This is a genomic window from Rhodopseudomonas sp. P1 (genome assembly GCF_039642825.1).
GTDB classification, from domain to species: Bacteria; Pseudomonadota; Alphaproteobacteria; order Rhizobiales; family Xanthobacteraceae; genus Rhodopseudomonas; species Rhodopseudomonas palustris_H.
Window position 1 is genome coordinate 174,858 of record NZ_CP088006.1, and the last position, 24,257, is coordinate 199,114.

The following is a 24,257-nucleotide window of genomic DNA, read 5'->3' on the forward strand; positions in this document are numbered from 1 at the left end:
AGCGAACCGATGCATGCACCGCGCAACACGGCTGCGAGGCACACTGCGTCTGCCGGCTCCTGGCGGCCAGCGGTGCTATTGTCCGCCGGGCTCGCTGCAGGCCTGTGGGCAGGCGACTTGGCGCGCCCGAACGGGGCGCTGATCTCCTCGGCGAAGGCCCAGACCGCCCCGGCCGCCCCGACGGCGGCGCCGTCGATGGCGGACCTGATCAAGCAGCATGAGCAGGAGCTGGAAGCGGCGCGGGCGCAGCAGAAGAACGCCGCCGAGCAGCAGGACAAGCTCAAGGCCGATCTGGCGGCGATCGGCGCCGACCGCACGAAGCTGAATCAGGAACTGATCGACGTCGCCGCCAAGGTAAGGGCAGTCGAAACCCGCATCAGCGACGCCGAAGCGCGCCTGCGCCCGCTCGACGCGCGCGAGACTGAAATCCGCACATCGCTGGACGCCCGCCGCGGCGAGATCGGCGAGGTGCTGGCCGCCCTTCAGCGCGCCGGGCGCCGCGCCCCGCCCGCACTGCTAGTGCGCCCCGAAGACGCACTGGAGTCGCTGCGCACCGCGATCCTGCTCGGCGCCGTGGTACCAGAGCTGCGGACCCGCGCGGAGCGTCTCGCCATCGATCTCGGCGAACTGATCGCGGTGCGCCAGAAGATCGCCGCCGAGCGCGACCAGCTCGCCGCCGACCGCAACAACCTGACCACCGACCAGACCCGGCTCGCCGCCTTGGTCGAAGAGCGGCAGCGGCAACAAAGTACGGTCGAAAAGGACATGGAGGCCGAGCGCGGCCGGGCGCTGTCTCTGTCGCGCCAGGTCGATAGCCTCCAGGGTCTGATCGCCAAGATGGAGCAGGACCTCAAGAGCGCCGCGAAGGCTGCGGCCGCCGCCGATCAGAAGGGCGCTCCGGCTGCCGGCAAGGCCAACCTGGCGGCGCTGAAGGATCCCGGCCGGCTGAGCCCGGCGATCGCGTTCGCTTCCGCCAAGGGCATGCTGCCGCTGCCGGTCAATGGCACCAAGATCCGCGAATTCGGGCGCCCCGACGGGGTTGGCGGCGTCGAGCGCGGCATCTCACTGGCGACGCGCGCTGGCGCCCAGATTACAACACCTTGCGATGGCTGGGTGGTCTATGCCGGCCCGTTCCGCTCCTATGGACAACTCTTGATCCTCAATGCCGGTGGCGGGTATCATGTCCTGATCGCCGGGATGGAGCGCATTTCAGTCAATATCGGGCAGTTCGTGCTCACGGGAGAGCCGGTCGCGACTATGGGTTCGACCTCGCGGGTCGCCTCGATCCTCGCGGCCAACGCCAGTCAGCCCGTGCTCTACGTCGAGTTCCGTAAAGACGGCACTCCCATCGATCCAGGCCCATGGTGGGCCGCAAATGAAGGCGAGAAGGTTCGCGGATGATGCGCAAGACTTCGGTAATCCTCCTCAGCGCCGTCACCGGTGCCGCGCTGACACTTTTCGTCACCCAACCTCGCACGATGCTGATGGGCGCCACCGCCCGCGCCGCCACCTCCGACACCTACCGCCAGCTCAACCTGTTCGGCGACGTGTTCGAGCGGGTGCGCAGCGACTACGTCGAGAAGCCCGACGATTCCAAGCTGATCGAATCCGCCATCAGCGGCATGCTGGCCGGTCTAGATCCGCACTCCAGCTACATGGATGCCAAGAGCTTCCGTGACATGCAGGTGCAGACCCGCGGCGAATTCGGCGGTCTCGGCATCGAAGTCACGATGGAAGACGGCCTGATCAAGGTGGTGTCGCCGATTGACGATACCCCGGCGTCGAAGGCCGGCATCCTGGCCAACGACATCATCACCAATCTCGATGACGAGGCGGTGCAGGGCCTGACCCTGAACCAGGCGGTCGAGAAGATGCGCGGCCCGGTCAATACCAAGATCCGGCTGAAGATCGTCCGCAAGGGCCAGGACAACCCGATCGAAGTCACGCTGGTGCGCGATAACATCCGCGTCCGCTCGGTGCGCGCGCGCGTCGAAGACAGCGACATCGGCTACATCCGCATCACCACCTTCAACGAGCAGACCACCGAAGGGCTCAAGAAGGAGATTGCGAACCTCACCAACCAGATCGGCGCCGACAAGCTGAAGGGCTTCATCCTCGATCTGCGCAACAACCCGGGCGGCCTGCTTGAGGAAGCCGTGACGGTGTCGGACGCGTTCCTGGATCGCGGCGAAATCGTCTCGACCCGCGGTCGCAATGCCGAAGAGACCCAGCGCCGCTCCGCCCATGCGGGCGACCTCACCAAGGGCAAGCCGGTGATCGTTCTGGTCAACGGCGGCTCGGCCTCGGCGTCGGAAATCGTCGCCGGTGCGCTGCAGGATCACAAGCGCGCCACCGTGGTCGGCACCCGTTCGTTCGGCAAGGGCTCTGTGCAGACCATCATCCCGCTCGGCTCCGGCAACGGCGCACTGCGGCTGACGACGGCGCGCTACTACACGCCGTCGGGCAAGTCGATTCAGGCCAAGGGCATCACTCCGGATATCGAAGTGATGCAGGACGTGCCGGCCGACCTCAAGGCCCGGACCGACACCAAGGGCGAAGCCTCGCTGCGCGGCCATCTGAAGGGCGCCGACGGCGACGAGAAGACCGGCTCGCAGTCCTACGTGCCGCCGGAAGCCAAGGACGACAAGGCGCTGAAGGCCGCCGCCGATCTGCTGCACGGCATCAAGGTCAACGCTTCGGCTCCGGCCGACAAGCAGACCACCGGCGACAAGGCTGCGATCGACAAGCCAGCCGGCAACAAGGCGGCGAACTGATCGTTCGTCTCAAGATTGATATATCTGCTGAAAGGGCGGCCTGCGGGCCGCCCTTTTTGCTGCGCGGCCCTTCCTGACACGGCGTCCCTCGGCGGTCTCCGGCTGTGTCGTGCTATCGTCGCCTGCGACTGATTCGGGAGATCGTTGGCAGTGGCGGCGGACGAACTAAGCACCCCGCTGGGTCAGAAGCGGAACCGGTTGCAGCGGCTGCGCCATTACCGGCTGCCGTTCAACGCCACCCAAGGGGTGGCGGCGCTGCTCGGCCTGTTCGTGCTGGTGTTCCTCGGCTTCGCGCTGTTCGGCAATGATCCATTTGGCGGCGAGCCGGTGGTGCGGGTCGAGATCAAACCAAGCCCCGAAGACGCCAAGCAAGCCACCGCCGAGGCCGGCAAGGATCAAAGCGGCAAGCCGGAGAATGCTCCGCTGGCTGCCGCCGAGAAGAAGGATGCCGCTGAGCCGAAAGATGCGGCCGCCGGTCAGAAGACCATCACCATCATCGACGGCTCCAAGGGCACGCGTCAAGACGTCGTGGTCGGGACCGACAGCGCCGACAAGGGCGAGCCTCCGGCAGGACCAGCGACCTCAGACGGCATCAATCCGAAACTGCTGGAGCAGTCGCGCTACGGCATGATCCCGGTGATGGCCGGCGGGCTGAAGCCGTTCTCGGCCTACGCGATGACAACCGATGCCGATCGCGCCAAGGCTGAGCGGATGCCGACCGTGACGATCGTGGTCGGAGGGCTCGGCATCGGCGCGGCCCGCACCAACGATGCAGTGATGAAGCTGCCGGCCGCGGTGGCGCTGGCGTTCACGCCCTACGGATCGGACCCGGGCAAGCTTGCGACCGAAGCGCGGACCAAGCGCCACGAAGTCATTCTGCAGATTCCGATGGAGCCGTTCGATTATCCGGACAACGACCCCGGACCGCAGACGCTGCTGACCTCCAGCGCACCGGAGCAGAATCTCGACCGCCTGAATTGGCATCTCAGCCGGATCCAGGGCTATGTCGGGCTGTCGAACTTCATGGGCGCGCGGTTCGTCGCCACCGAGCCGGCGATGCAGGCGGTGATCCGCGACGCCGCCAAGCGCGGGCTCGGCTATCTCGATGATGGCACCGCGCCGCGCAGCGTCGCCGGAACGCTGGCGAAATCGCTGGCGATCCCATTCGCACGGGCCGATCTCACGATCGATCAGGTGCCGGCCGGCGCCGATATCGACAAGGCGCTGGCGCGGCTGGAGAGCATCGCCAAGGAGCGGGGCAGCGCTATCGGCATGGCTTCTGCGCTTCCGGTGACGATTGAACGAATTGTCAACTGGAGCAAGAGCTTGGAGAGTCGCGGGATCCTCCTGGCGCCATTGACAACGGCGATGCTGAAATCAAAATCAAGTTGAGTCACCCCAACCTCGGGGATGCGGAAGGCACTGACGGAATGGCCCGCTACGAAGACCTGCCCTATCGAACCTGCGTCGGCGTGATGCTGATCAACCGGGAGGGTCTCGTCTTCATCGGGCGCCGCACCGGCGGCATCGAACATGTCGACGACACCCACGTCTGGCAGATGCCGCAAGGCGGCGTCGATCCCGGCGAAGACACCTGGGAAGCCGCCAAGCGCGAGCTTTATGAAGAGACCAGCGTCCACTCGGTCGAGAAGCTCGCCGAGGTGCCGGACTGGCTGATCTACGATATCCCCCGCACCGTGGCAGGCCGCGCCTGGAAGGGTCGCTATCGCGGCCAGCGCCAGAAATGGTTCGCGGCCCGCTTCACCGGCGCGGACTCCGAGATCAACGTCGTCCACCCCGGCGGCGGCCACAAGGCGGAGTTCACCAGCTGGCGCTGGGAGCCGATGCACAATCTTCCGGAGCTGATCGTGCCATTCAAGCGCCCGGTCTACGAGCGCGTCGTCAAGGAATTCTCGCAGCTCGCTGCGGCGGTGTAGGCTTCAAGTCTACGAAACTCGCAACTCGCCGTCATGGCCGGGCTCGTCCCGGCCATTCACATCTTCGGAGCGCGCGAACGCCGCAAGGCGCGGGATGCCCGGGACAAGCCCTGGCATGACGAGGTGAGCTCAATCGATCACCGCGCCGCCAGCGCGGTCTGCAGGATATGATCGCAGTGCGCCTTCACCGTGTGGTGGGCGAAGACGTGGTCGCGCGCAGCCAGCGCCATGCGGCGCAGCTTGTCCTTGTCCGCCAGCGCTGAGGTGACGGCGCGCTCCAGCCCGCCGGGTTCGATGTCGTAGTACACGCCGTGCTGACCGGACAGCAGCGGTGCGTAGCGCAGGATGGTCGGGTTGTTCATCAGCGGCACCGACTGCACGATCGGCGCTTCATAGTGCCGGTAGCAGTCCCACCCCATGCCCTCCGGCGACCACGCCAGCCAGGAATGCGACATCCGCTCCATGAAGGCGTCGTAGGGCAGTCGCTCGGTCGGCTGATCGATCCGTACGCCCGCCGCCCGCAGCCGCTCCAGCTCCGGCAGACCGTCGCGCCGCACCGTGGAATTGCCGTCGACCGAGCCGATGAAGAAAATGTCGTGTGTCTTCTCCGGAAACGGCGCGTCCCGCCAACGTGCGTCGAACCGGAATTGTGGCAGTGCGATCGGCTGTAGCTTGTCGATCCGGCGCTGCCACTTCTCGCTGCGGCGATAGCGCAGCGTCGGCAGATGCGGATGCACGGTGCCGGCCAGCGCCTGCCATTTGTCGCACGGCAGCTCGCGTTTGAAATACGCCTGCGCCTTGTCGAGCAGGAAGACGCTGCTCTTCGAGATCGCGAAGTGATCGTCCATCTCGACCGCAACCACCGGCACGGGCGACTTCACCCAGCGGAACACGCTGGGGCCGAATTGGCGGGTCAGCGCGGCCCACGGATTGGTCGGGGTGTAGAAGATGCCGCGCGCCCAATAGCGCGGATGCCAGGGCGAATAGCGCAGGCTGTTCACCACCACGACGTCGTATTCGCCGCGGCCGGCGGCGCGCAGTTCGCGCAGCACGCGGTCCGGCGTCGAGAAGCCGTCGAGCTTGCCGAAATCATCGGTCAGCTTGGTCCAGGTCCACAGGCAGGTGGTGCGCTCTGGATATTGCAGTTTGAAATAGCCGCCGCCGATTTCGAGAATGCGGAGCTTGGAGGTATCGACGGGCGTGGTCATGAATTGAATTCGCCTGGCGCAAGTCGCAGCAGGCGCCGCGCCGCCCGCGTGGGTCGGCGACACCGCCGGGACGGCGGTCGCCGCAGCCGGTGGCAGCCGCTCGCAGCAGCGAGCCACGGTTTCGGCGCTTGCCTAGCATGGGGTTTCTTGCCATTCAATGCGGCGGAAAACGGCCGACGCGACCGCGTCCGGCCGGGCGTTTCGAGCCAAATGGGCACCCGTTCCCGCGACTGAGGCGCGTCCGAACCCGCCCCTGTCCAGGACCCAGCGATGCGATTGTCCCGACGAATTCTCGTGAGCGGCGGCGCCGGCTTCATCGGCTCGCACCTGTGCGACAAGCTGTTGGCCGAAGGCCATGAAGTTCTGTGCGTCGACAATTATTTCACCGGCTGGCGGCGCAACATCGAACACCTGGTCGGTACGCCCCGATTCGAGGTGATGCGCCACGACGTCACCTTCCCGCTCTATGTCGAGGTCGACGACATCTACAATCTCGCGTGCCCGGCTTCGCCCGTGCACTACCAGCACGATCCGGTGCAGACGTTGAAGACGTCGGTGCACGGCGCCATCAACATGCTGGGCCTCGCCAAGCGTACCCGCGCCAAGATTTTCCAGGCCTCGACCAGCGAGGTTTACGGCGACCCCAACGTGCACCCGCAGCCCGAGAGCTATTGGGGCCACGTCAATCCGCTCGGCATCCGCGCCTGTTACGACGAGGGCAAGCGCGCGGCCGAGACGCTGTTCTTCGACTATCACCGTCAGCACAAGGTGAAGATCAAGGTCGCGCGAATCTTCAATACCTACGGGCCGCGGATGCATCCCAACGACGGTCGCGTGGTGTCGAACTTCATCGTCCAAGCGCTGTCCGGCAACGACATCACCATCTACGGCGACGGCAGCCAGACGCGATCGTTCTGCTACGTCACCGACCTGCTCGACGGCTTCGCCAGGCTGATGGCGAGCGGCGATGAGTTCATCGGACCGGTGAATCTCGGCAATCCGGTCGAGTTCACCATTCGGCAGCTCGCCGAGATGGTGATCGAAATGACCGACTCGAAGTCGAAGCTGGTGATGATGCCGCTGCCGTCGGACGATCCGCGCCAGCGCCAGCCCGACATCTCGCTGGCCCGCCGCGAGCTGGGATGGGAGCCGAAGGTGCCGCTCGCCGACGGCCTCAAGGAGACCATCGGCTACTTCCGCGCCCTGATGGCGTCGTGACCAAGCGCCCGCCCGTCGAGTCTCTCCCGTATCGCCGCAACGTCGGCATCGCGCTGTTTGGCAGCGACGGCCGCGTTCTGATCGGGCGACGGTTTCGCGACGACGGCCCGGAGATCATTCTGCCGGGCCTCGAATGGCAGATGCCGCAAGGCGGCATCGACGAAGGCGAGGAGCCGCGGATCGCTGTGATGCGCGAACTCTGGGAAGAGACCGGCGTGACCAACGCCAAGATCCTCGGCGAGACAGATTGGGTCAGCTACGACTTCCCGCCTTACGACGGCCCAGCCCACCGCCTCGCCGTGTTTCGCGGTCAGCGCCAGAAATGGTTCGCGCTGCGCTTCACCGGCAGCGAGGCCGAGATCGATCCGCTCGCCGTCCGCAACGGTATGCCGCCGGAATTTGACGCCTGGCGCTGGGAGCGCCTCGATCGCGTCGCCGATCTCGTCGTACCGTTCCGCCGCGAGGTGTATCGCGAGGTTGCGCGGAGTTTTTCGCGGTTCGTGTAGACGAGCGATTGTCCTCTCCCCCGTCATTCCGGGGCGCTCACGAAGTGAGCGAACCCGGAATCCCGACGTGATCGAGCGAGCGGCCCCCGGAAGCGGCGAAAGTCCGGCCGCCCCGAGATTTCATCAACGTCGAGACCCCCACATTTCGAGAGCTCGGCAACCTCGAGATTCCTGTATCTGCGAGGTGCTGGTGCATAGTCAGCACGACGGAGGCCGCTCGGTAGATTCCCGGCCGATCATCTCGCCGTAACCCGGTGCGGGCGCCTCTGTCGGTGTTGCTTGATCGAACAGTCGCACGGGCATTGCCGTTGCGGTGATCGCCCGCATACAGGACCGATGCCCATGACGATTGCAGTGCCGCTTGCGGTTGCGGCCGGCGTCGATGCCGGCCAACGTTTCCTCGATGTCGCGCTGGCTCCGTCGGGCCAGACCTTCCGGATGCCTAATCTGGCCGATGGCATCGCCGAGATCATCGCCCGCCTCGAACGCTCCGGCGTCAGGCGGGTGGTTCTGGAGGCGATCGGTCCCTATGCCGAACCGCTGGTCAAAGCGCTTTCGGTCGCCGGCTTCGAAGTCGGCATCGTCAATCCGCGCCGGATCAAGGCGTTCCGCGAGGCCGAAGGCGGTCGCGCCAAGACCGACAGGCTGGACGCGCGACTGATTGCGCGCTTCGCTCTCACTATGCCCGAGACCCTGCGCCCCCTGCCGACCGACACCCAACTCGAGCTGAAGGCGTTGTCGCTCCGACGCCGCCAGCTCACCGAGATGATCGCGATGGAGAAGACCCGGATGAAGCAGGTCCGCGGCACGCTCCTGCTCGATAGTCATCGGGCCGCGATCGCCGCGTTGTCGGCGCAGTGCCAAGCCATCGAGGCCGAACTCGCCAGGCGCATCGGCGACGACGCCGAACTCCGCCGCGTCCTTCACATCCTCAAATCGATCCCCGGCATCGGCGAACGGGTGGCTACGCTCCTCATCACCGACCTACCCGAACTCGGCCAGCGCGATCGCAAGGCCATCGCCAGCCTCGCAGGGCTCGCGCCCCACGTCAGCCAATCCGGCGCAGCGCCGCCTCGCGCCGCCATCGCCGGCGGACGTCCTTGCGTTCGCGCCGCCCTCTACATGGCCGCCCTGGTCGCCGCCCGCCACCACCCCAAGCTCCGCGACGACTACAACGCCCTTCGCCTGCAAGGAAAACCCGGAAAGGTCGCGCTCATCGCAATCGCCCGAAAACTGCTCGTCACAGCCAACGCACTCGTCAAAGCCGACACGCCATATCAAGGTAAGACCCTTGACACATGAGACAGTCGCCGGGTTCGCTCGCTTCGCGAGCGCCCCGGAATGACTGCGGAGACTTAAAAAGCAAATGGCCGGGACGATGCCCGGCCATTCGAAACTTCAGAACACTCGGTCGCGACGTTAGTGCATCGCGGTGGTGTTGAGCTCGTGCTGGATGCTCTTGAAGTGGTCCAGGCGCTCGATCGCGCGGTCCAGCTCGTCGCCGACCTTGCCGGGGATCTGCTGCTCCATCGTCTGGATGGTCGCCGCGAAGTCCTGCAGATCCACGTCCGGCGCCGCAGTGGCGACATCAGCCAGGACGGTGAGGCCCTTGTCGGACACTTCGGCTATGCCGCCGAGGACCACGATCTTCTGCTTGTTGGCGCCCGCCGTCACGGTGAGGATGCCGGGACGGATTACCGCCACCACCGGCGCGTGACCGGCGAGAACGCCGAAGTCACCCTCGGCGCCCGGAATGTCGACCTGATCGACTTCGCCGGAGAAGGCGATCTTTTCGGGCGAAACCAGATCGAAGTGGAAGGTGGACATGCTCGCTGCTCTCTCTGCGGTCACCCGCGGGCTCGACCCGCGGGTCCATCAGGAAACGATTTGAGTCGATGGATGGCCGGGTCAAGCCCGGCCATGACGTGCTCTCTCGGCTCAGGCCGCCTCGGCGGCGAGCTTCTTGCCCTTCTCGACCGCTTCTTCGATGGTGCCGACCATGTAGAACGCCGCTTCCGGCAGGTGGTCGTACTTGCCTTCGCAGATCGCGCGGAAGCCCTTGATGGTGTCGACGAGGTCGACGAACTTGCCCGGCGAGCCGGTGAACACTTCGGCGACGAAGAACGGCTGCGACAGGAAGCGCTCGATCTTACGGGCGCGGGCCACGGTCAGCTTGTCCTCTTCGGACAGTTCGTCCATGCCCAGGATGGCGATGATGTCCTGCAGCGACTTATACTTCTGCAGGATCTGCTGAACCATGCGCGCGGTGGTGTAGTGCTCTTCACCGACGATCGAGGCGGACAGCATGCGCGAGGTCGAGTCGAGCGGGTCCACCGCCGGATAGATGCCCTTTTCCGAGATCGCACGGTTGAGCACGGTGGTGGCGTCCAAGTGGGCGAACGAGGTCGCCGGCGCCGGGTCGGTCAAGTCGTCGGCCGGAACGTAGATCGCTTGCACCGAAGTGATCGAACCCTTGGTGGTGGTGGTGATGCGCTCCTGCAGCGCGCCCATGTCGGTCGCGAGCGTCGGCTGATAACCCACCGCCGACGGGATACGGCCGAGCAGCGCCGACACTTCCGAGCCGGCCTGGGTGAAGCGGAAGATGTTGTCGACGAAGAACAGCACGTCCTGGCCCTGGTCGCGGAAGTGCTCGGCGACGGTCAGACCGGTCAGGCCGACGCGGGCGCGGGCGCCCGGCGGTTCGTTCATCTGGCCGTACACCAGGGCGCACTTGGAGCCTTCGCCGCCGCCCTTCTTGTTGACGCCGGATTCGATGAACTCGTGATAGAGGTCGTTGCCTTCGCGGGTGCGCTCGCCGACGCCGGCGAACACCGAGTAACCGCCGTGGGCGCGGGCGACGTTGTTGATCAGTTCCTGGATCAGCACAGTCTTGCCGACGCCGGCGCCGCCGAACAGGCCGATCTTGCCGCCCTTGGCGTAGGGCGCGAGCAGGTCGACGACCTTGATGCCGGTGACGAGAATTTCGGCTTCGGTCGACTGGTCGGTGTAGGCCGGGGCTTCCTGGTGGATGGCGCGGAGGCCTTCCGACTTGATCGGGCCCTGCTCGTCGACCGGCTCACCGATCACGTTCATGATGCGGCCGAGCGTGCCGTCGCCGACCGGCACCGAGATCGGCGCGCCGGTGTCGGTGACTTCCTGGCCGCGAACCAGACCTTCGGTGGTGTCCATCGCGATGGTGCGGACGGTCGATTCGCCGAGGTGCTGCGCAACTTCGAGCACCAGGCGGTTGTCGCCGTTCTTGGTTTCGATGGCGTTCAGAATGGCCGGCAGATGCCCTTCGAACTGAACGTCGACGACGGCGCCGATCACCTGCGTGATGCGTCCGGTCTGATTGGCGGGTGTAGCCATTTCAACTGTCTCCCTGAAGTCCGAAAACCCGTCCACGGTCGATCGACCGGACGTAAAACCTTGTGAAGTCGCGTCAGATCGCCTCGGCGCCCGAGATGATCTCGATCAGTTCCTTGGTGATCATCGCCTGCCGGGTACGGTTGTAGACCAGCGTCTGCTTGCGGATCATCTCGCCGGCGTTGCGGGTGGCGTTGTCCATCGCGCTCATCTGCGCGCCGTAGAACGACGCGTTGTTCTCGAGCAGAGCGCGGAAGATTTGCACCGCGAGATTGCGCGGCAGGAGACCCGAGAGGATCTCGTCCTCTTCCGGCTCGTATTCGTAAGAGGTCGCCACCGCGCCTGCAGCGGGCGCCGCCACTTCCAGCGGGATCAATCGCTGGGCGGTCGGGATCTGCGAGATCACCGACTTGAAGCGCGAGTAGAACAGCGTGCAGACGTCGAACTCGCCGGCGTTGAAGCGGGCGATCACCTTCTGGGCGATGTCCTCAGCGTTGACGAAGCCGATCTGACGCACCGAGCGCAGCTCGACATTGTCGATGATCTGCTTCTCGAAGTTGCGGCGCAGCTGCTCGTACCCCTTGCGGCCGACGCAGAAGAACTTGACGGTCTTGCCTTGGCTCATCAGCTCGAGCGCGCGCTCGCGAGCGAGGCGGACGATCGAGGAGTTGAACGCACCGGACAGGCCGCGTTCGCCGGTGCACACCAGCAGCAGGTGAACCTGGTCCTTGCCGTTGCCGGCCAGAAGCACCGGCGCGCCGGGCGAGCCCGCTGCGGCACCGGCAATATTCGAGATCACCGCTTCCATCTTCTCGGCGTAGGGCCGCGCTGCTTCCGCCGCCATCTGGGCGCGGCGCAGCTTCGAGGCGGCCACCATCTGCATCGCCTTGGTGATCTTCTGCGTCGCCTTCGTCGAGGCGATGCGGACGCGCATGTCTTTAAGTGAAGCCATTCTCAGTCCACCCCGGCGATCTGACCTGTGATCCGACCGCGAACCTCACATTCGTCATGCCCGGGCTCGCCCCGGGCATCCACGATGTCGAATAGCCACGTCGAGGACGTGGATGGCCGGGGAAGACCCCGGCCATGACAGCATCAAGCGAACGTCTTGGCGTAGCTCTCGACCACCGCCTTGAGCTTCGCAGCGGTGTCGTCGCTGAGATCGCGGCTGGTGCGGATCGCTTCCAGGATGCTCGACTCCTTGCCGCGCAGCAGCGCCAGCAGGCCGTCTTCGAACGCGCGCACCTTGTTGAGCGGCAGCGCATCGAGATAGCCGTTGGTGCCGGCCCAGATCACGCAGACCTGCTCTTCCATCTTCAGCGGCGAGAACTGCGGCTGCTTCAGGAGTTCGGTCAGACGCGAACCGCGGTTCAGCAGGCGCTGGGTCGCGGCGTCGAGGTCGGAGCCGAACTGTGCGAACGCTGCCATTTCGCGGTACTGCGCAAGCTCGCCCTTGATCTTGCCGGCGACCTTCTTCATCGCCTTGGTCTGAGCCGACGAACCGACGCGCGACACCGACAGACCGACGTTCACGGCCGGGCGGATGCCCTGGAAGAACAGGTCGGTTTCCAGGAAGATCTGGCCGTCGGTAATCGAGATAACGTTGGTCGGAATGTAGGCCGACACGTCGTTGGCCTGGGTTTCGATCACCGGCAGAGCGGTGAGCGAACCGGCGCCCTTCTCGTCGTTCAGCTTCGCGGCGCGTTCCAGCAGGCGGGAGTGCAGATAGAACACGTCGCCCGGATACGCTTCGCGGCCCGGCGGACGTCGCAGCAGCAACGACATCTGGCGGTAAGCGACGGCCTGCTTGGACAAGTCGTCATAGATGATCACGGCGTGCATGCCGTTATCGCGGAAGTACTCGCCGATGGTGCAGCCGGTAAACGGCGCGATGTACTGCATCGGAGCCGGGTCCGACGCGGTGGCGGCGACGACGACCGAGTATTCCAGCGCGCCCTGCTCTTCCAGAACCTTCACGAACTGGGCGACGGTGGAGCGCTTCTGACCGACCGCGACGTAAACGCAGTACAGCTTCTGGCTCTCCGGCGCGCCTTCGACGTTCAGCGACTTCTGGTTCAGAATGGCGTCGAGCGCGATCGCGGTCTTGCCGGTCTGACGGTCGCCGATGATCAGCTCGCGCTGGCCGCGGCCGATCGGGATCAGCGCGTCGATCGACTTCAGGCCGGTCGCCATCGGCTCGTGCACCGACTTCCGCGGAATGATGCCGGGCGCCTTGACGTCGACGCGCTTGCGCTCGACCGCCTGGATCGGACCCTTGCCGTCGATCGGATTGCCCAGAGCGTCGACCACGCGGCCGAGCAGACCCTTGCCGACCGGCGCGTCCACGATCGAACGGGTGCGCTTGACGGTCTGGCCTTCCTTAATCTCGCGGTCGGCACCGAAGATCACGACACCGACGTTGTCGGTTTCGAGATTGAGCGCCATGCCGCGCGTGCCGTTCTCGAACTCGACCATTTCACCGGCGAGCACGTTGTCCAGGCCATAAACGCGGGCGATACCGTCGCCGACGGACAACACCTGTCCAACCTCGGAGACTTCGGCTTCCTGGCCGAAATTCTTGATCTGGTCCTTGAGGATCGCGGAAATTTCCGCGGCGCGGATGTCCATCAGCCTGCCTCTTTCATCGCGTGCTTGATCGAATTGAGTTTGGTGCGGAGCGAACTGTCGACCATGCGGCTACCGAGCTTGACGACAAGCCCGCCGATAATCGCCGGATCGACGTTGATATTGAGGGCGACGTCCTTGCCGGTCACCGACTTCAGCGCCGCCTTCAGCGCTTCGAGATTCTTGTCGCTGAGCTTCTCGGCCACGGTCACGTCGGCGGTCGCCTCGCCCTTGAACTTGGCGACCAGCGCGCGATAGGCGCGGATCACATCGGCGACCACGAACAGCCGACGGTTGGCAGCGAGCACTTTCAGAAAATTGGCGCTGATGCCGGTGATGCCCGCCTTGTCGAGCACCGCGGCCAGCGCCTTGCCCTGCACCTCGGAGGCGAACACCGGGCTACGGACGAGACGGACGAGATCCGGGCTGCCCGCCATCATGGCACTGAACTTGTCCAGATCGGCCAACACCGCATCGATGGATTTCTCGTCGCGGGCCAGTTCAAACAAAGCGGTCGCGTAACGACCGGAGACTCCGGAAACCGATGGATCTTCAGATGCCACGAGCGCGCTCTTCTTGCTGTCAAATGGCCAAGGAAAAAACCGTCGCCACGAAGCGGCGCCCCCGATTTAAGCCCTTGGAATTCAAGCTGGACTTCGATTTCTGACCGGCACGATGGTCCGGCGGCCTTTAAAATCGCGGCTTTGCTAACATAGCGCGCGCGCAGGTGCAACACGATGGCACGAGCCCGCGGCGCCTTGTTGCAGATCAATCGTCGAGGCGCCCGACAGAACGCATCACATCAGTCGTGAGCACACCGTTCGACGACAGAACGGACCTGGGACTGGATGTGCCGCGAGGGCGGAAAGACCTGCCCGCTAAGCCTCCCCACTAAGCCGGAGAGGAACCTCGCAGGCGCCAAGCACGGGCTCGGAGCCCCTTCGCGCCACGCATGGGGCTAATCCCGCCGGTCGCAACTTCTCTATTTGGGGTTGCAGTACCGCCGTCGACGCACGCACTCAGCCTTAACGATCGATTACTTGTGCGATTCGCCATCAGCGTTCATGAAAACTTCGTAATTCAGTATCCGACAAGCACTCGAAGTATTCGAGAAGTAAAATAGTTGTTAATATCAGAGTACCGCGTTGTACTGCGAAGGATCACCAAATATTGCAGCGCGAAATATGGAGGATTGACCGCCTATATTCAGCCTCATTACAAGGCCACTCGTTCGACCGCGAACATAGGGACGGGGGTTCCACTTGCCGCATATGGGGCAATACTCGACTTAAGGATAGGATATGGTTCGAAAGAAAACACCGGCGCTGCTCACCACCGGGCCGGCTGCGGCCGCGGCGATGATCGTCGCCTCTGTCTTCCTTGGCGGATCGGTAGGCGAGGCCTCGGCGAAGAGCCGGCATCACCGCCACCACCACCATAGCCACCACAGCGACTGGCGCTCGGCCAATGCGTCGGTGGAGAGCGGCGGTGGCCGCAGCTTCTCCGGTATGGCTTCGTACTACGGCAATGAGTCCGGCAGCCGCACCGCGTCGGGCCAGCGCATGAATGCCAACGCGATGACCGCCGCGCACCGCACGCTGCCGTTCGGTACCAAGCTGCGCGTCACCCATGGCGGCCGTAGCGTCGTCGTCACCATCAACGATCGCGGGCCATTCATTCGCGGCCGTGTTCTCGACCTGTCGACCGGCGCTGCGCGCGCGATCGGCCTGACCAGCCGGGGAGTCGGCCGGGTCGTTGCGGAAGTGATGTAACCGCGAAGCGGTTATCCTTCCTCTGCAGATACAACACCTGACGTCCGGATTGGTTCGGCAACAAGCCGCACGCCGCGCTGACGTCACGTGACAAAAGCCTGCCGTCGACAATGACGGCAGGCTTTTCTTTTGTCGTCCAGGCGGCGCTGAAGATCACAGAAAGCTTTGCGGATCGACGTCGACTTCTAGCTTCAGATTACCTTTGGTCTTGGGTCCTTTGGCGAGCCAAGAGCGCAAGTAGTTCGACAGATCGAAGCCGCGCACCGATTTCACCAGCAGCCGGAATCGATAGCGCCCCTTGATCACCGCGAGCGGCGCTTCGGCAGGGCCCAGCACCTGCACCCGCTCATCGAGCGGCGCAGCGCTGGCGAGCTGACGGCCGAAGCCTTCCGCGGTCGGCCGGTCCCCGGCCGAGATGATCAGGCTCGCGAGCCGGCCGAACGGCGGGTACAGCGTGCGCTCGCGGATATCGATTTCGCTGGCGTAGAACGCCTCGCGGTCGCAGGCGACCAGCGCTTTCATCACCGGATGCTCGGGCTGATGCGTCTGCAGGAAGCCGAAGCCGCGCCCCTGATCGCGGCCGGCGCGGCCGATCACCTGATTGAGCAGCTGGAAGGTGCGCTCGGCGGCGCGCGGATCGCCGTTGGACAGGCCGAGGTCGGCATCGACGACCCCGACCAGATTGAGCCGCGGGAAGTTGTGGCCCTTGGCGACGAGCTGGGTGCCGATGATGATGTCGACACGGCCCTCCGCGATCTCGTTCAGCTCGGCCCGCATGGTCTCGATCGAGGTGATCAGATCGCTCGACAGCACCATGGTGCGGGCGTTGGGAAACAGGCTCGCAGCCTCTTCCTGCAGCCGCTCCACGCCGGGCCCGACCGCAACCAGCGAGCCCTCGGCGCCGCAATGCGGACAGGCCGGCGGCCGCGGCATTGAGAACCCGCAATGGTGGCACACAAGGCGCTGCCGGAAGCGATGATCGACGAGCCAGGCGTCGCAGATGGTACAGGCAAAGCGATGCCCGCAGGCGCGGCACAGCGTCAGCGGCGCGTAGCCGCGGCGATTGAGAAACAGCAGCGCCTGTTCGCGTCGCTCGATCGCGAAGCCGATCTGCTCGGCGAGCCGCGGCGAAATGAAGCGGCCGCGCATCGGCGGCTCGCGCCGCAGATCGATCGCTTCGATCTGCGGCATGTGCTGTCCGCCGAACCGTGACGGCAGCGGAATCCGCGTGTAGCGGCCCTTGCGGGCGTTGACCTCGGTCTCGACCGATGGCGTCGCCGACGCCAGCACGATCGGAATTTTCGCGATCGACGCCCGCACCACCGCCATGTCGCGGGCGTGATAGTGCGCGCCGTCTTCCTGCTTGTAGGCTTGGTCGTGCTCCTCATCGACGATGATCAGCCCGAGATCGGCGTAAGGCAGAAACAGCGCCGATCGCGCGCCGACCACGACACGCGCTTCGCCCGCCGCAATCGCCGCCCAATTTCGGGCGCGAGTCCGCGGGGTCAGTTCGGAGTGCCACTCCAGCGGCCGCACGCCGAAGCGCTGGGCGAAACGCTCGAGAAACTGCCCGGTGAGCGCGATCTCCGGCATCAGGATAAGGCTTTGCCGGCCCTGCCGGATCACCTCGGCGACCGCCTCGAAATACACTTCGGTCTTGCCGGAGCCGGTGACGCCGTCGATCAGCGCCGCCTGAAAGCCGCCGGCGGTCACCAGGCCGCGCATGGTTTCGGCAGCGCGGGCCTGCTCGGGTGAAAAGTCAGCCGGCGCGAAATCTGGATCGGGCTCCGGTGCAGGGTTCTCACGCGGCATCGGCTCGACCTGCAGGGTACCCTCGTCGACCAGTCCGTCGATCACGCCGGGGCTGACGCCGGCCTCCTTCGCGACATCGGATTTACCGTGCAGCAGCCCGTCCGACAGGATCTCCAGCAGGCGCCGGCGTGCCGGCGTCATCCGCTGCGGCGGCGAGCCGACCAGCCGTACCCCCAGGCGCTGCCGCTCCGGGCCGAGATGCTCGCCCATCCGCAAGCACATCCGCAGCACCATCCCGCGCGCCGACAGCGTGTAGGTCGAAACCCAGTCGACCATCCGCCGCAGCTCGTCGCGCAGCGGCGGCACGTCGAGCTTTTCAGCCACATCCTTGAGGCGGTTGTGCAGCCGCGGGTCTGGATTCGGATTCTCCGCCCAGACCACCCCGAGCACTTCGCGGGCGCCCAGCGGCACCGCCACGACGTCGCCGGGCTTCAGCGAAAGGCCGCGCGGCACCCGGTACGAATAGGCCTGGTCGATCGCGACCGGCACCAGCACGTCGACAACGCTGGCAGGCGCGTGGGAGGCCGGACTGCTGGTCGGCAAATCATCCATCGGCCCGGTGTGCCGCCAAAGCCCGGTTTCATCAATGGGAAAGGAAATCGGCTATGATTCGGAAACGCTATCCCCGTCATTGCGAGGAGGCGAGCCGACGAAGCAATCCAAACGTCCACTGCACTGAGCTGGACTGCTTCGCTTCGCTCGCAATAACGGAGAGGATCCGTTCTGGTCGGCAACAAGACACATGCCCAAAACCCACCCCGCGCCTGCGCCGCTCGAACTCTCCTGTGCGGCCGCCGATCTCACCGCCGAGATGGCGAAATGGCTGTCGCACCTGCGGGCCGAGCGGCGGCTGTCCGGCAAGACGCTGGAAGCCTACGCGCGCGACGTCCGGCAGTTTCTGCAATTCCTGGCCGAGCATTGGGGCGGCGAAGTCACGCTCGGCCGGTTCGCGCGGCTGGAGGCGACCGACGTCCGCGCCTTCATGGCGGCGCGGCGGTCGGATGCGATCGCCGGCCGCTCGCTGATGCGCGCGCTGGCGGGGCTGCGTTCATTCGGGCGTTTTCTCGAACGCGAAGGCAAGGGCCAGGTCGGAGCGTTAACCTCGGTGCGGGCGCCGAAGATCAAGAAGAGCCTGCCGAAGCCGTTGCCGATCGCCGCCGCCAAGCGGCTTGCCGACGCCGACGAGCGCGCCGGCGAGGAGCGCGAGACCTGGGTGCTGATTCGCGACGCCGCCGTGATGGCGCTGCTGTACGGATCCGGCCTGCGTATCTCCGAAGCGCTCGGCCTGAAGCGTCGTGACGTGCCAGCGCCCGGCAAGGGCGACACCCTGATCGTGCACGGCAAAGGCAACAAGACCCGGATGGTGCCGGTGCTGCAAAACGTGCTCGAGCAGATCGCCGAGTATGCAGCGGCCTGCCCCTACAACCTGCCGCCCGATGGGCCGATGTTCGTCGGCGCCCGCGGCGGCCCGCTCAGCCCGCGAATCATTCAGTTGGCGATGGAGCGGCTGCGCGGCGGACTCGGGCTGCCCGACAGCGCGACGCCCCACGCGCTTCGGCATTCGTTTGCGACGCATTTGCTTAGTCGCGGCGGCGACCTGCGCGCCATCCAGGAATTACTCGGTCATGCCTCGCTGTCGACCACGCAGGTCTATACCGGGATCGATACCGAGCGGCTGCTGGAAGTCTATAATAGCGCCCATCCCCGGGCCTGAGCAGCGGACGCGCCTCGGCTAAGCTGTTAGTCCGGTGCCGGCGGCCTTGACCCTGCCATTTATCCAACTGACAAGATCGCGGTGCTACAAGGCCTGCTCGACGCAGGCGCAATGATTGCTGTGACAGGAGATTCCGGACGATGGGGGCGCACGAAAGCATGGAGCACGCGGAGCATGCCGAGCATGCATCGGGCTCCAACAAGGGCATCGCGCTGCTGATTTCAGTGATCGCGCTGTTCCTGGCGTTCTCAGAAACGCTCGGCAAAGGTGCGCAGACCGAAGCTCTCGCCAAGAACGTCGAAGCCTCGAACTTGTGGGCGTTCTTCCAGGCCAAGAGTATCCGTCGCACCACGGTGCAGGCGGTATCCGAACACGCGCGACTCAGCCTCGGCACCGTGCCGGACGAGGCCACCAAGGCGGCGCTGCAAAAGCAAATCGACGATTGGCAGAAGACCGCGGCGCGCTATCGCTCCGAACCGGAGACCGGCGAAGGCTCCGAACAGCTCGCCGAACGCGCCAAGCACGCCGAACATGATCGCGACCTGGCGATGGCTCGCTACCATCACTACGAGGTCGCCTCGGCGGCCTTCCAGATCGGCATCGTGCTGGCGTCGGCGACGATCATCACCGGCATGATGGTGCTGGCTTGGCTGTCGGGCCTCTTGGCAATCGGCGGCCTCGGCTTCATGGCGATCGGCCTGTTCGCGCCGCACGCCGTGCATCTGATGTGAGCCAAACAGAACATCGCGCGGACCGAGCCTCGGTTCGCGCAATGAAACCATTTGAATTCTGAAACTACCGCGCCGTGCGAATGCGCCGGCGGAGCGCGCCGATGCGGCGCAGCGCCTTCGATCCCCAGCCGTCGCCGTCACCCTTCAGCAGCTCGGCGAGCTTGGCCCGGATCTGGGCCATGATCGGCGCCACAATGGCATGCGCCTTGGCGCGCAGTTCGATCACCCAGCGATAGGTGGCGGCGAACCAGCGAAGCTGCAGCAGCTTCGGCTTGGTGACGTCGAAGATGAAGGCGGCGACACCGAGGCCGAACACCTGTGCGGCCGCAAAGATGCCGAGGCCGGCGATCCAGTGGCCTTGGGCAAGCAGCGCCAGCGCGAACAGCTTCAGCGGATAAAGGGGAGCCACCGGGACCAGAAACACCGGCAGCGTCATCGCAGGCGACAGATGATCGACCCAGCGCGCCAGCCGCTCTTTGAGCTCGCGCAGTGGAATCAGCGCGACGATGCGCGCGATCAGCGGCTCGACGTGGTCCCAGAACCACGCCTCGATCAGGAACAGAACCGCCAGCAGCACCCACAGGGGCTGCCACAATCGACCTTTCATCACGCCACCATCCGCCGCGCCGGCCACCGCCGGCTCTCCGTCACATATGGATGGCGCGCTTGCCGACCGTAAGGGCGGCTTCCTTGATGGCCTCCGAGCGGGTCGGATGGGCGTGGCAGGTGCGGGCCAGATCCTCGGCCGAGCCGCCGAACTCCATCAGCACGGCCGCTTCGTGGATCATCTCGCCGGCCTCGCGGCCGATGATGTGAACGCCGAGGACGCGGTCGGTCTTGGCGTCGGCCAGGATCTTCACGAAGCCGTCGGTGGTCTGGTTGACCTTGGAGCGTCCGTTGGCGGTGAACGGGAATTTGCCGACCGTATAGGCGACGCCGGCCTGCTTGAGGTCCTCTTCGGTCTTGCCGACGCTCGAGACTTCCGGCGTCGTGTACACCACGCCGGGAATGACATCGTAATTGACGTGGCCGGCCTTGCCGGCGATCAGCTCGGCGACCGCGACGCCTTCGTCCTCGGCCTTGTGGGCCAGCATCGGGCCGCGCACCACGTCGCCGATCGCATACACGCCCTTCAGGCTGGTGGCGAAGTGATCGTCGATCACCACCCGGCCGCGCTCGTCGAGCGCAACGCCGGCTTCCTTCAGGCCGAGGCCTTCGGTGTAGGGAACGCGGCCGATCGCAACCAGCACGACGTCGGCTTCCAGCGTCTCCGGATTGCCGCCGGCCGCCGCCTCGACCTTCACGGCGAGCTTAGCGCCCGAGGTGTCGACGCCGGTGACCTTGGCGCCGAGCTTGAATGCAAAGCCCTGCTTTTCGAGGATGCGCTGGAACTGCTTGACCACCTCGCCGTCCATGCCCGGCAAGATGCGGTCGAGGAATTCGACCACGGTGACCTCGGCGCCGAGACGGCGCCACACCGAGCCGAGCTCGAGTCCGATCACGCCGGCACCGACCACAATCAGCTTGCCCGGCACCTTGTCGAGCGACAGCGCGCCGGTCGACGACACCACGCGCTTCTCGTCGATCTCGATGCCCTTGAGCTGAGCCACTGCCGATCCGGAAGCGATCACGATCGACTTGGTCTCGACGCTGGTGGCCTTGCCGTCGGCACCCGTCACCTCGACCTTGCCGGTGCCGAGAATCTTGCCCTTGCCGGCCAGCACGTCGATCTTGTTCTTCTTCATCAGGTATTCGACGCCTTTGACGTTGCCGTCGATTCCCTGCTGCTTGAAGTTCATCATCGCCGGCAGATCGAGCTTCGGGGCCGACACGCCGATGCCCATCTTGGCGAACGAATGCCCGGCTTCCTCGAACAGCTCGGAGGCGTGCAGCAGCGCCTTCGACGGCATGCAGCCGACATTGAGGCAGGTGCCGCCGAGCGTCGGGTTCTTTTCCACCACCGCCACCTTGAGGCCGAGCTGAGCCGCGCGGATCGCGCAGACGTAGCCGCCGGGGCCGGTACCGATGACGACGAGATCGTAGGTGGCCATAGATCAATCCTGTGAGTTGGCGCCGGAGCGACTATCGTCCCCCCGACACGTCGAAGATGGCGCTGGTGACATAGGAAGCCTCGTCCGACAGCAGCCAGACGACGGCGTTGGCGATTTCTTCGGCGCGGCCGACGCGCTTCATCGGCACGTTGACGCTCAGCCGGTGGGCGCGTTCCGGATCGCCGCCGGACGCGTGGATCTCGGTGTCAATCAGGCCGGGCCGGATCGCCGCCACACGAATCCCCTCGCCGGCGACTTCGTGACCGAGACCGACCGTGAACGAGTCGACAGCACCCTTGGAGGCTGCGTAGTCCACATAGGTGTTCGGCGAGCCGAGCTTCGCCGCGACCGACGACAGATTGATGATCACGCCACCCTGGCCGCCGTGCCGGGTCGACATCCGCTTCACCGCCTCGCGGGCGCACAGAATGCTGCCGGTGACGTTGACCGCCATGATGCGCTGGATGCGTTCGGCCGACATTTCGTCGACCCGCGCGGTCGGGCCGACGATGCCCGCATTGTTGACCAGCGCGCCGAGCGGACCGAAGGCGTCCGCTGCTGCGAACAGCGCCAGGATGTCCTCTTCGTGCCCGACGTCGCATTTCACCGCGATCGCCTTTCCGTTGCTGGCCGCAATCTCGGCCACCACCTCGTCGGCCGCGGCGGAATTGCTGGCGTAGCCAATCACGACCTTGAAGCCGCGCTTCGCACAACCCAGCGCCGTGGCGCGGCCGATGCCGCGGCTGCCTCCGGTGATGATGACGACGCGATCGTTCATGGGCGCCTCAGCTCAGCAGCCGGACCAGCATCGCGATCAGCGCCAGCAGCGACACGAACCACACAATGCTGCGGGCGAACGGGATTTCGATGATGTACAGCGGCGCATACAATGCGCGGGCGATCAGCCAGACGACCGAAGCCGTGGCGGCGTAGCCGCCGGTCTTGCCGGTGACCGCCAACGCCAGCGCCAGACCAACGAACGCCGGATAGGTTTCGAGCAGATTGCGGAAGGCGCGGTTGGCGCGGCCGGCGAAGCGGCCTTTCGGCGTTCGCGGCTCGTCCCGGGGCCCCGCTTGATAGTCGCCGCCGAGCTCCATGGTCGTCGGGATCGAAGCCAGGAACATCTGCACGATCAGCAGCACCACGCTCCAGCCCAGCACCGTGATCTCGGTCGGCATCGGCGGCATCGTTTCCCCCAAGGTCAGCGGCGGCGCGCAGGGACGCGCCGCCGGCACTTACTCCAGTCTCAGAGATCCAGCACGAGACGCGCGGGATCTTCCAGGCTCTCCTTGACGCGGACCAGGAAGGTCACCGCTTCCTTGCCGTCGATCACGCGGTGATCGTAGCTCAGCGCCAGATACATCATCGGGCGGACTTCGATCTTGCCGCCGATCACCACCGGACGTTCCTGGATCTTGTGCATGCCGAGAATGCCGGACTGCGGCGCGTTCAGGATCGGGGTCGACATCAGCGAACCGTAGATGCCGCCATTGGTGATCGTGAAAGTGCCGCCCTGCATTTCGTCGATCTTGAGCTGACCGTCGCGGGCACGCTTGCCGTAATCGACGATGCTCTTCTCGATGTCGGCGATCGATTTCTCGTCGCAGTCGCGCACCACCGGCACGACGAGGCCCTTGTCGGTGCCGACAGCAACACCGATGTGGTAGTAGTTCTTGTAGATCAGGTCGGTGCCGTCCATCTCGGCGTTCACCGCCGGGATGTCCTTCAGGGCCTGAACGCAGGCCTTGGTGAAGAAGCCCATGAAGCCGAGCTTGGCGCCGTGCTTCTTCTCGAACACGTCCTTGTATTGCGCGCGCAGCGCCATGACGTTGGTCATGTCGACCTCGTTGAAGGTCGTCAGCATCGCGGCGGTGTTCTGAACTTCCTTGAGCCGGCGCGCGATGGTCTGGCGCAGCCGGGTCATCTTGACGCGCTCTTCACGCGCGGCATCGTCGGCCGGCGATGGCGCACGGACCTGCACGGCGGCGGCGGGCTGGCTGACCGGGGTCGGCGCGGAGGCCGCCTTCTCGATCGCCGCCAGCATGTCGCCCTTGGTGACGCGGCCGTCCTTGCCGGAGCCCGGCACGGTCGAGGCGTCGACGCCGCTCTCGGTCGACAGCCGGCGCACCGACGGGGCCAGCGGCGCGTCGGATGGCGGAGCCTTGGCGGCGGGAGCAGCCACAGGGGCCGGAGCAGGCGCAGCAGCGGGGGCAGCGGCCTTCGCCGGAGCCGCGGCGGCCGGCTTGGCCGGGGCGGCGCCATCGGTGATCTGGCCGAGCAGGGCGCCGACCGCGACAGTCTCGCCGTCCTTGGCGACGATTTCGCCGAGCGTACCGGCCGACGGGGCCGGCACTTCGATCGTCACCTTGTCGGTTTCGAGCTCGACGAGCGGCTCATCGACAGCCACCGCCTCGCCCGGCTTCTTGAACCAGCGGCCGATGGTCGCCTCGGTCACCGATTCACCGAGCGTCGGAACGCGAATTTCAGTCATCGTCTTCGTCCTTTTGCAGCGTCGCGGCTGTCGCGCCGGCGCCCGCCCCGTG

General features: G+C 65.6%; 22 protein-coding genes. 10 read left to right on the forward strand and 12 right to left on the reverse strand.

Annotated features, from left to right (window positions below):
* The first annotated feature begins 9 nt into the window (after positions 1–9).
* From LRC39_RS00830 to LRC39_RS00845, 4 genes are all read left to right on the forward strand, one after another.
* A complete protein-coding gene (locus LRC39_RS00830) occupies positions 10–1,401 on the forward strand; it encodes a murein hydrolase activator EnvC family protein (protein ID WP_346296043.1) in 1,392 nt (463 codons plus the stop codon).
* Positions 1,398–2,774 carry a S41 family peptidase gene (locus LRC39_RS00835; RefSeq protein WP_107342424.1) on the forward strand — a complete coding sequence of 459 codons (1,377 nt, stop codon included), beginning with the start codon at positions 1,398–1,400 and terminating at the stop codon, positions 2,772–2,774. The genes LRC39_RS00830 and LRC39_RS00835 overlap by 4 nt, the downstream gene beginning before the upstream one ends.
* A 150-nt stretch (positions 2,775–2,924) precedes the next feature.
* Positions 2,925–4,166, forward strand: a complete 1,242-nt coding sequence (locus tag LRC39_RS00840; RefSeq protein ID WP_346297559.1) for a divergent polysaccharide deacetylase family protein — start codon at positions 2,925–2,927, stop codon at positions 4,164–4,166.
* 38 nt (positions 4,167–4,204) lie between these two features.
* On the forward strand, positions 4,205–4,711 hold the full coding sequence (locus tag LRC39_RS00845) for an RNA pyrophosphohydrolase (protein WP_107342426.1): 507 nt from the start codon (positions 4,205–4,207) through the stop codon (positions 4,709–4,711).
* Positions 4,712–4,848: 137 nt separating this feature from the next.
* Here LRC39_RS00845 and LRC39_RS00850 read toward each other — a convergent pair whose 3' ends face one another.
* Positions 4,849–5,919, reverse strand: a complete 1,071-nt coding sequence (locus tag LRC39_RS00850) for a glycosyltransferase (protein WP_346296044.1) — start codon at positions 5,917–5,919, stop codon at positions 4,849–4,851.
* 270 nt (positions 5,920–6,189) lie between these two features.
* Between LRC39_RS00850 and LRC39_RS00855 the strand changes: the two genes are divergently transcribed.
* From LRC39_RS00855 to LRC39_RS00865, 3 genes are all read left to right on the forward strand, one after another.
* Positions 6,190–7,137: a UDP-glucuronic acid decarboxylase family protein gene (locus LRC39_RS00855; RefSeq protein ID WP_264075071.1), complete on the forward strand. Its 948-nt coding sequence runs from the start codon at positions 6,190–6,192 to the stop codon at positions 7,135–7,137.
* Positions 7,134–7,643: an RNA pyrophosphohydrolase gene (locus LRC39_RS00860; RefSeq protein ID WP_346296045.1), complete on the forward strand. Its 510-nt coding sequence runs from the start codon at positions 7,134–7,136 to the stop codon at positions 7,641–7,643. The genes LRC39_RS00855 and LRC39_RS00860 overlap by 4 nt, the downstream gene beginning before the upstream one ends.
* 342 nt (positions 7,644–7,985) lie before the next feature.
* On the forward strand, positions 7,986–8,945 hold the full coding sequence (locus tag LRC39_RS00865) for an IS110 family transposase (protein WP_346295168.1): 960 nt from the start codon (positions 7,986–7,988) through the stop codon (positions 8,943–8,945).
* A 117-nt stretch (positions 8,946–9,062) separates the two neighbouring features.
* On the opposite strand, the gene LRC39_RS00870 is transcribed toward LRC39_RS00865, so the two are convergent.
* The 5 genes from LRC39_RS00870 to LRC39_RS00890 form a co-directional block, all read right to left on the reverse strand.
* The gene (locus LRC39_RS00870) at positions 9,063–9,470 is read right to left on the reverse strand and encodes a F0F1 ATP synthase subunit epsilon (protein WP_107353794.1); all 408 of its coding nucleotides are present in this window, start codon (positions 9,468–9,470) and stop codon (positions 9,063–9,065) included.
* Positions 9,471–9,581: 111 nt separating this feature from the next.
* Complete coding sequence (gene atpD / locus LRC39_RS00875; protein ID WP_107342431.1) at positions 9,582–11,012, reverse strand: F0F1 ATP synthase subunit beta; 1,431 nt, start codon at positions 11,010–11,012, stop codon at positions 9,582–9,584.
* Positions 11,013–11,085: 73 nt separating this feature from the next.
* A complete protein-coding gene (locus LRC39_RS00880) occupies positions 11,086–11,961 on the reverse strand; it encodes a F0F1 ATP synthase subunit gamma (protein ID WP_263990155.1) in 876 nt (291 codons plus the stop codon).
* A gap of 143 nt (positions 11,962–12,104) precedes the next feature.
* Positions 12,105–13,637: a F0F1 ATP synthase subunit alpha gene (atpA, locus tag LRC39_RS00885; RefSeq protein WP_107353796.1), complete on the reverse strand. Its 1,533-nt coding sequence runs from the start codon at positions 13,635–13,637 to the stop codon at positions 12,105–12,107.
* Entirely contained in the window at positions 13,637–14,197 is a 561-nt protein-coding gene (locus tag LRC39_RS00890; protein WP_346296046.1) for a F0F1 ATP synthase subunit delta, read from the reverse strand. The genes atpA and LRC39_RS00890 overlap by 1 nt, the downstream gene beginning before the upstream one ends.
* A 738-nt stretch (positions 14,198–14,935) precedes the next feature.
* Here LRC39_RS00890 and LRC39_RS00895 point away from each other — a divergent pair.
* Positions 14,936–15,406, forward strand: a complete 471-nt coding sequence (locus tag LRC39_RS00895; RefSeq protein WP_107353797.1) for a septal ring lytic transglycosylase RlpA family protein — start codon at positions 14,936–14,938, stop codon at positions 15,404–15,406.
* A gap of 153 nt (positions 15,407–15,559) precedes the next feature.
* Here the strand turns inward: LRC39_RS00895 and LRC39_RS00900 are convergent, their stop codons facing one another.
* Entirely contained in the window at positions 15,560–17,770 is a 2,211-nt protein-coding gene (locus LRC39_RS00900; protein ID WP_346296047.1) for a primosomal protein N', read from the reverse strand.
* Positions 17,771–17,960: 190 nt separating this feature from the next.
* Here LRC39_RS00900 and LRC39_RS00905 point away from each other — a divergent pair, with 190 nt between their 5' ends.
* Both LRC39_RS00905 and LRC39_RS00910 read left to right on the forward strand, forming a co-directional pair.
* A complete protein-coding gene (locus tag LRC39_RS00905) occupies positions 17,961–18,932 on the forward strand; it encodes a tyrosine recombinase XerC (protein WP_346296048.1) in 972 nt (323 codons plus the stop codon).
* 140 nt (positions 18,933–19,072) lie between these two features.
* Positions 19,073–19,663: a DUF4337 domain-containing protein gene (locus tag LRC39_RS00910; RefSeq protein ID WP_107342438.1), complete on the forward strand. Its 591-nt coding sequence runs from the start codon at positions 19,073–19,075 to the stop codon at positions 19,661–19,663.
* A gap of 64 nt (positions 19,664–19,727) precedes the next feature.
* On the opposite strand, the gene LRC39_RS00915 is transcribed toward LRC39_RS00910, so the two are convergent.
* The 5 genes from LRC39_RS00915 to odhB are packed head-to-tail and all read right to left on the reverse strand — an operon-like array spanning position 19,728 to position 24,205.
* Positions 19,728–20,270 (reverse strand): hypothetical protein, encoded by a 543-nt coding sequence (locus LRC39_RS00915; RefSeq protein WP_107346370.1) that lies wholly within the window; start codon positions 20,268–20,270, stop codon positions 19,728–19,730.
* Between the two features lie 40 nt (positions 20,271–20,310).
* The gene (gene lpdA / locus LRC39_RS00920) at positions 20,311–21,714 is read right to left on the reverse strand and encodes a dihydrolipoyl dehydrogenase (protein ID WP_346296049.1); all 1,404 of its coding nucleotides are present in this window, start codon (positions 21,712–21,714) and stop codon (positions 20,311–20,313) included.
* Positions 21,715–21,745: 31 nt separating this feature from the next.
* Positions 21,746–22,492 carry an SDR family oxidoreductase gene (locus LRC39_RS00925; RefSeq protein ID WP_346296050.1) on the reverse strand — a complete coding sequence of 249 codons (747 nt, stop codon included), beginning with the start codon at positions 22,490–22,492 and terminating at the stop codon, positions 21,746–21,748.
* A gap of 7 nt (positions 22,493–22,499) precedes the next feature.
* Positions 22,500–22,901 carry an MAPEG family protein gene (locus tag LRC39_RS00930; protein ID WP_107346371.1) on the reverse strand — a complete coding sequence of 134 codons (402 nt, stop codon included), beginning with the start codon at positions 22,899–22,901 and terminating at the stop codon, positions 22,500–22,502.
* Between the two features lie 59 nt (positions 22,902–22,960).
* On the reverse strand, positions 22,961–24,205 hold the full coding sequence (gene odhB / locus LRC39_RS00935; protein WP_346296051.1) for a 2-oxoglutarate dehydrogenase complex dihydrolipoyllysine-residue succinyltransferase: 1,245 nt from the start codon (positions 24,203–24,205) through the stop codon (positions 22,961–22,963).
* Positions 24,206–24,257: the final 52 nt, after the last annotated feature.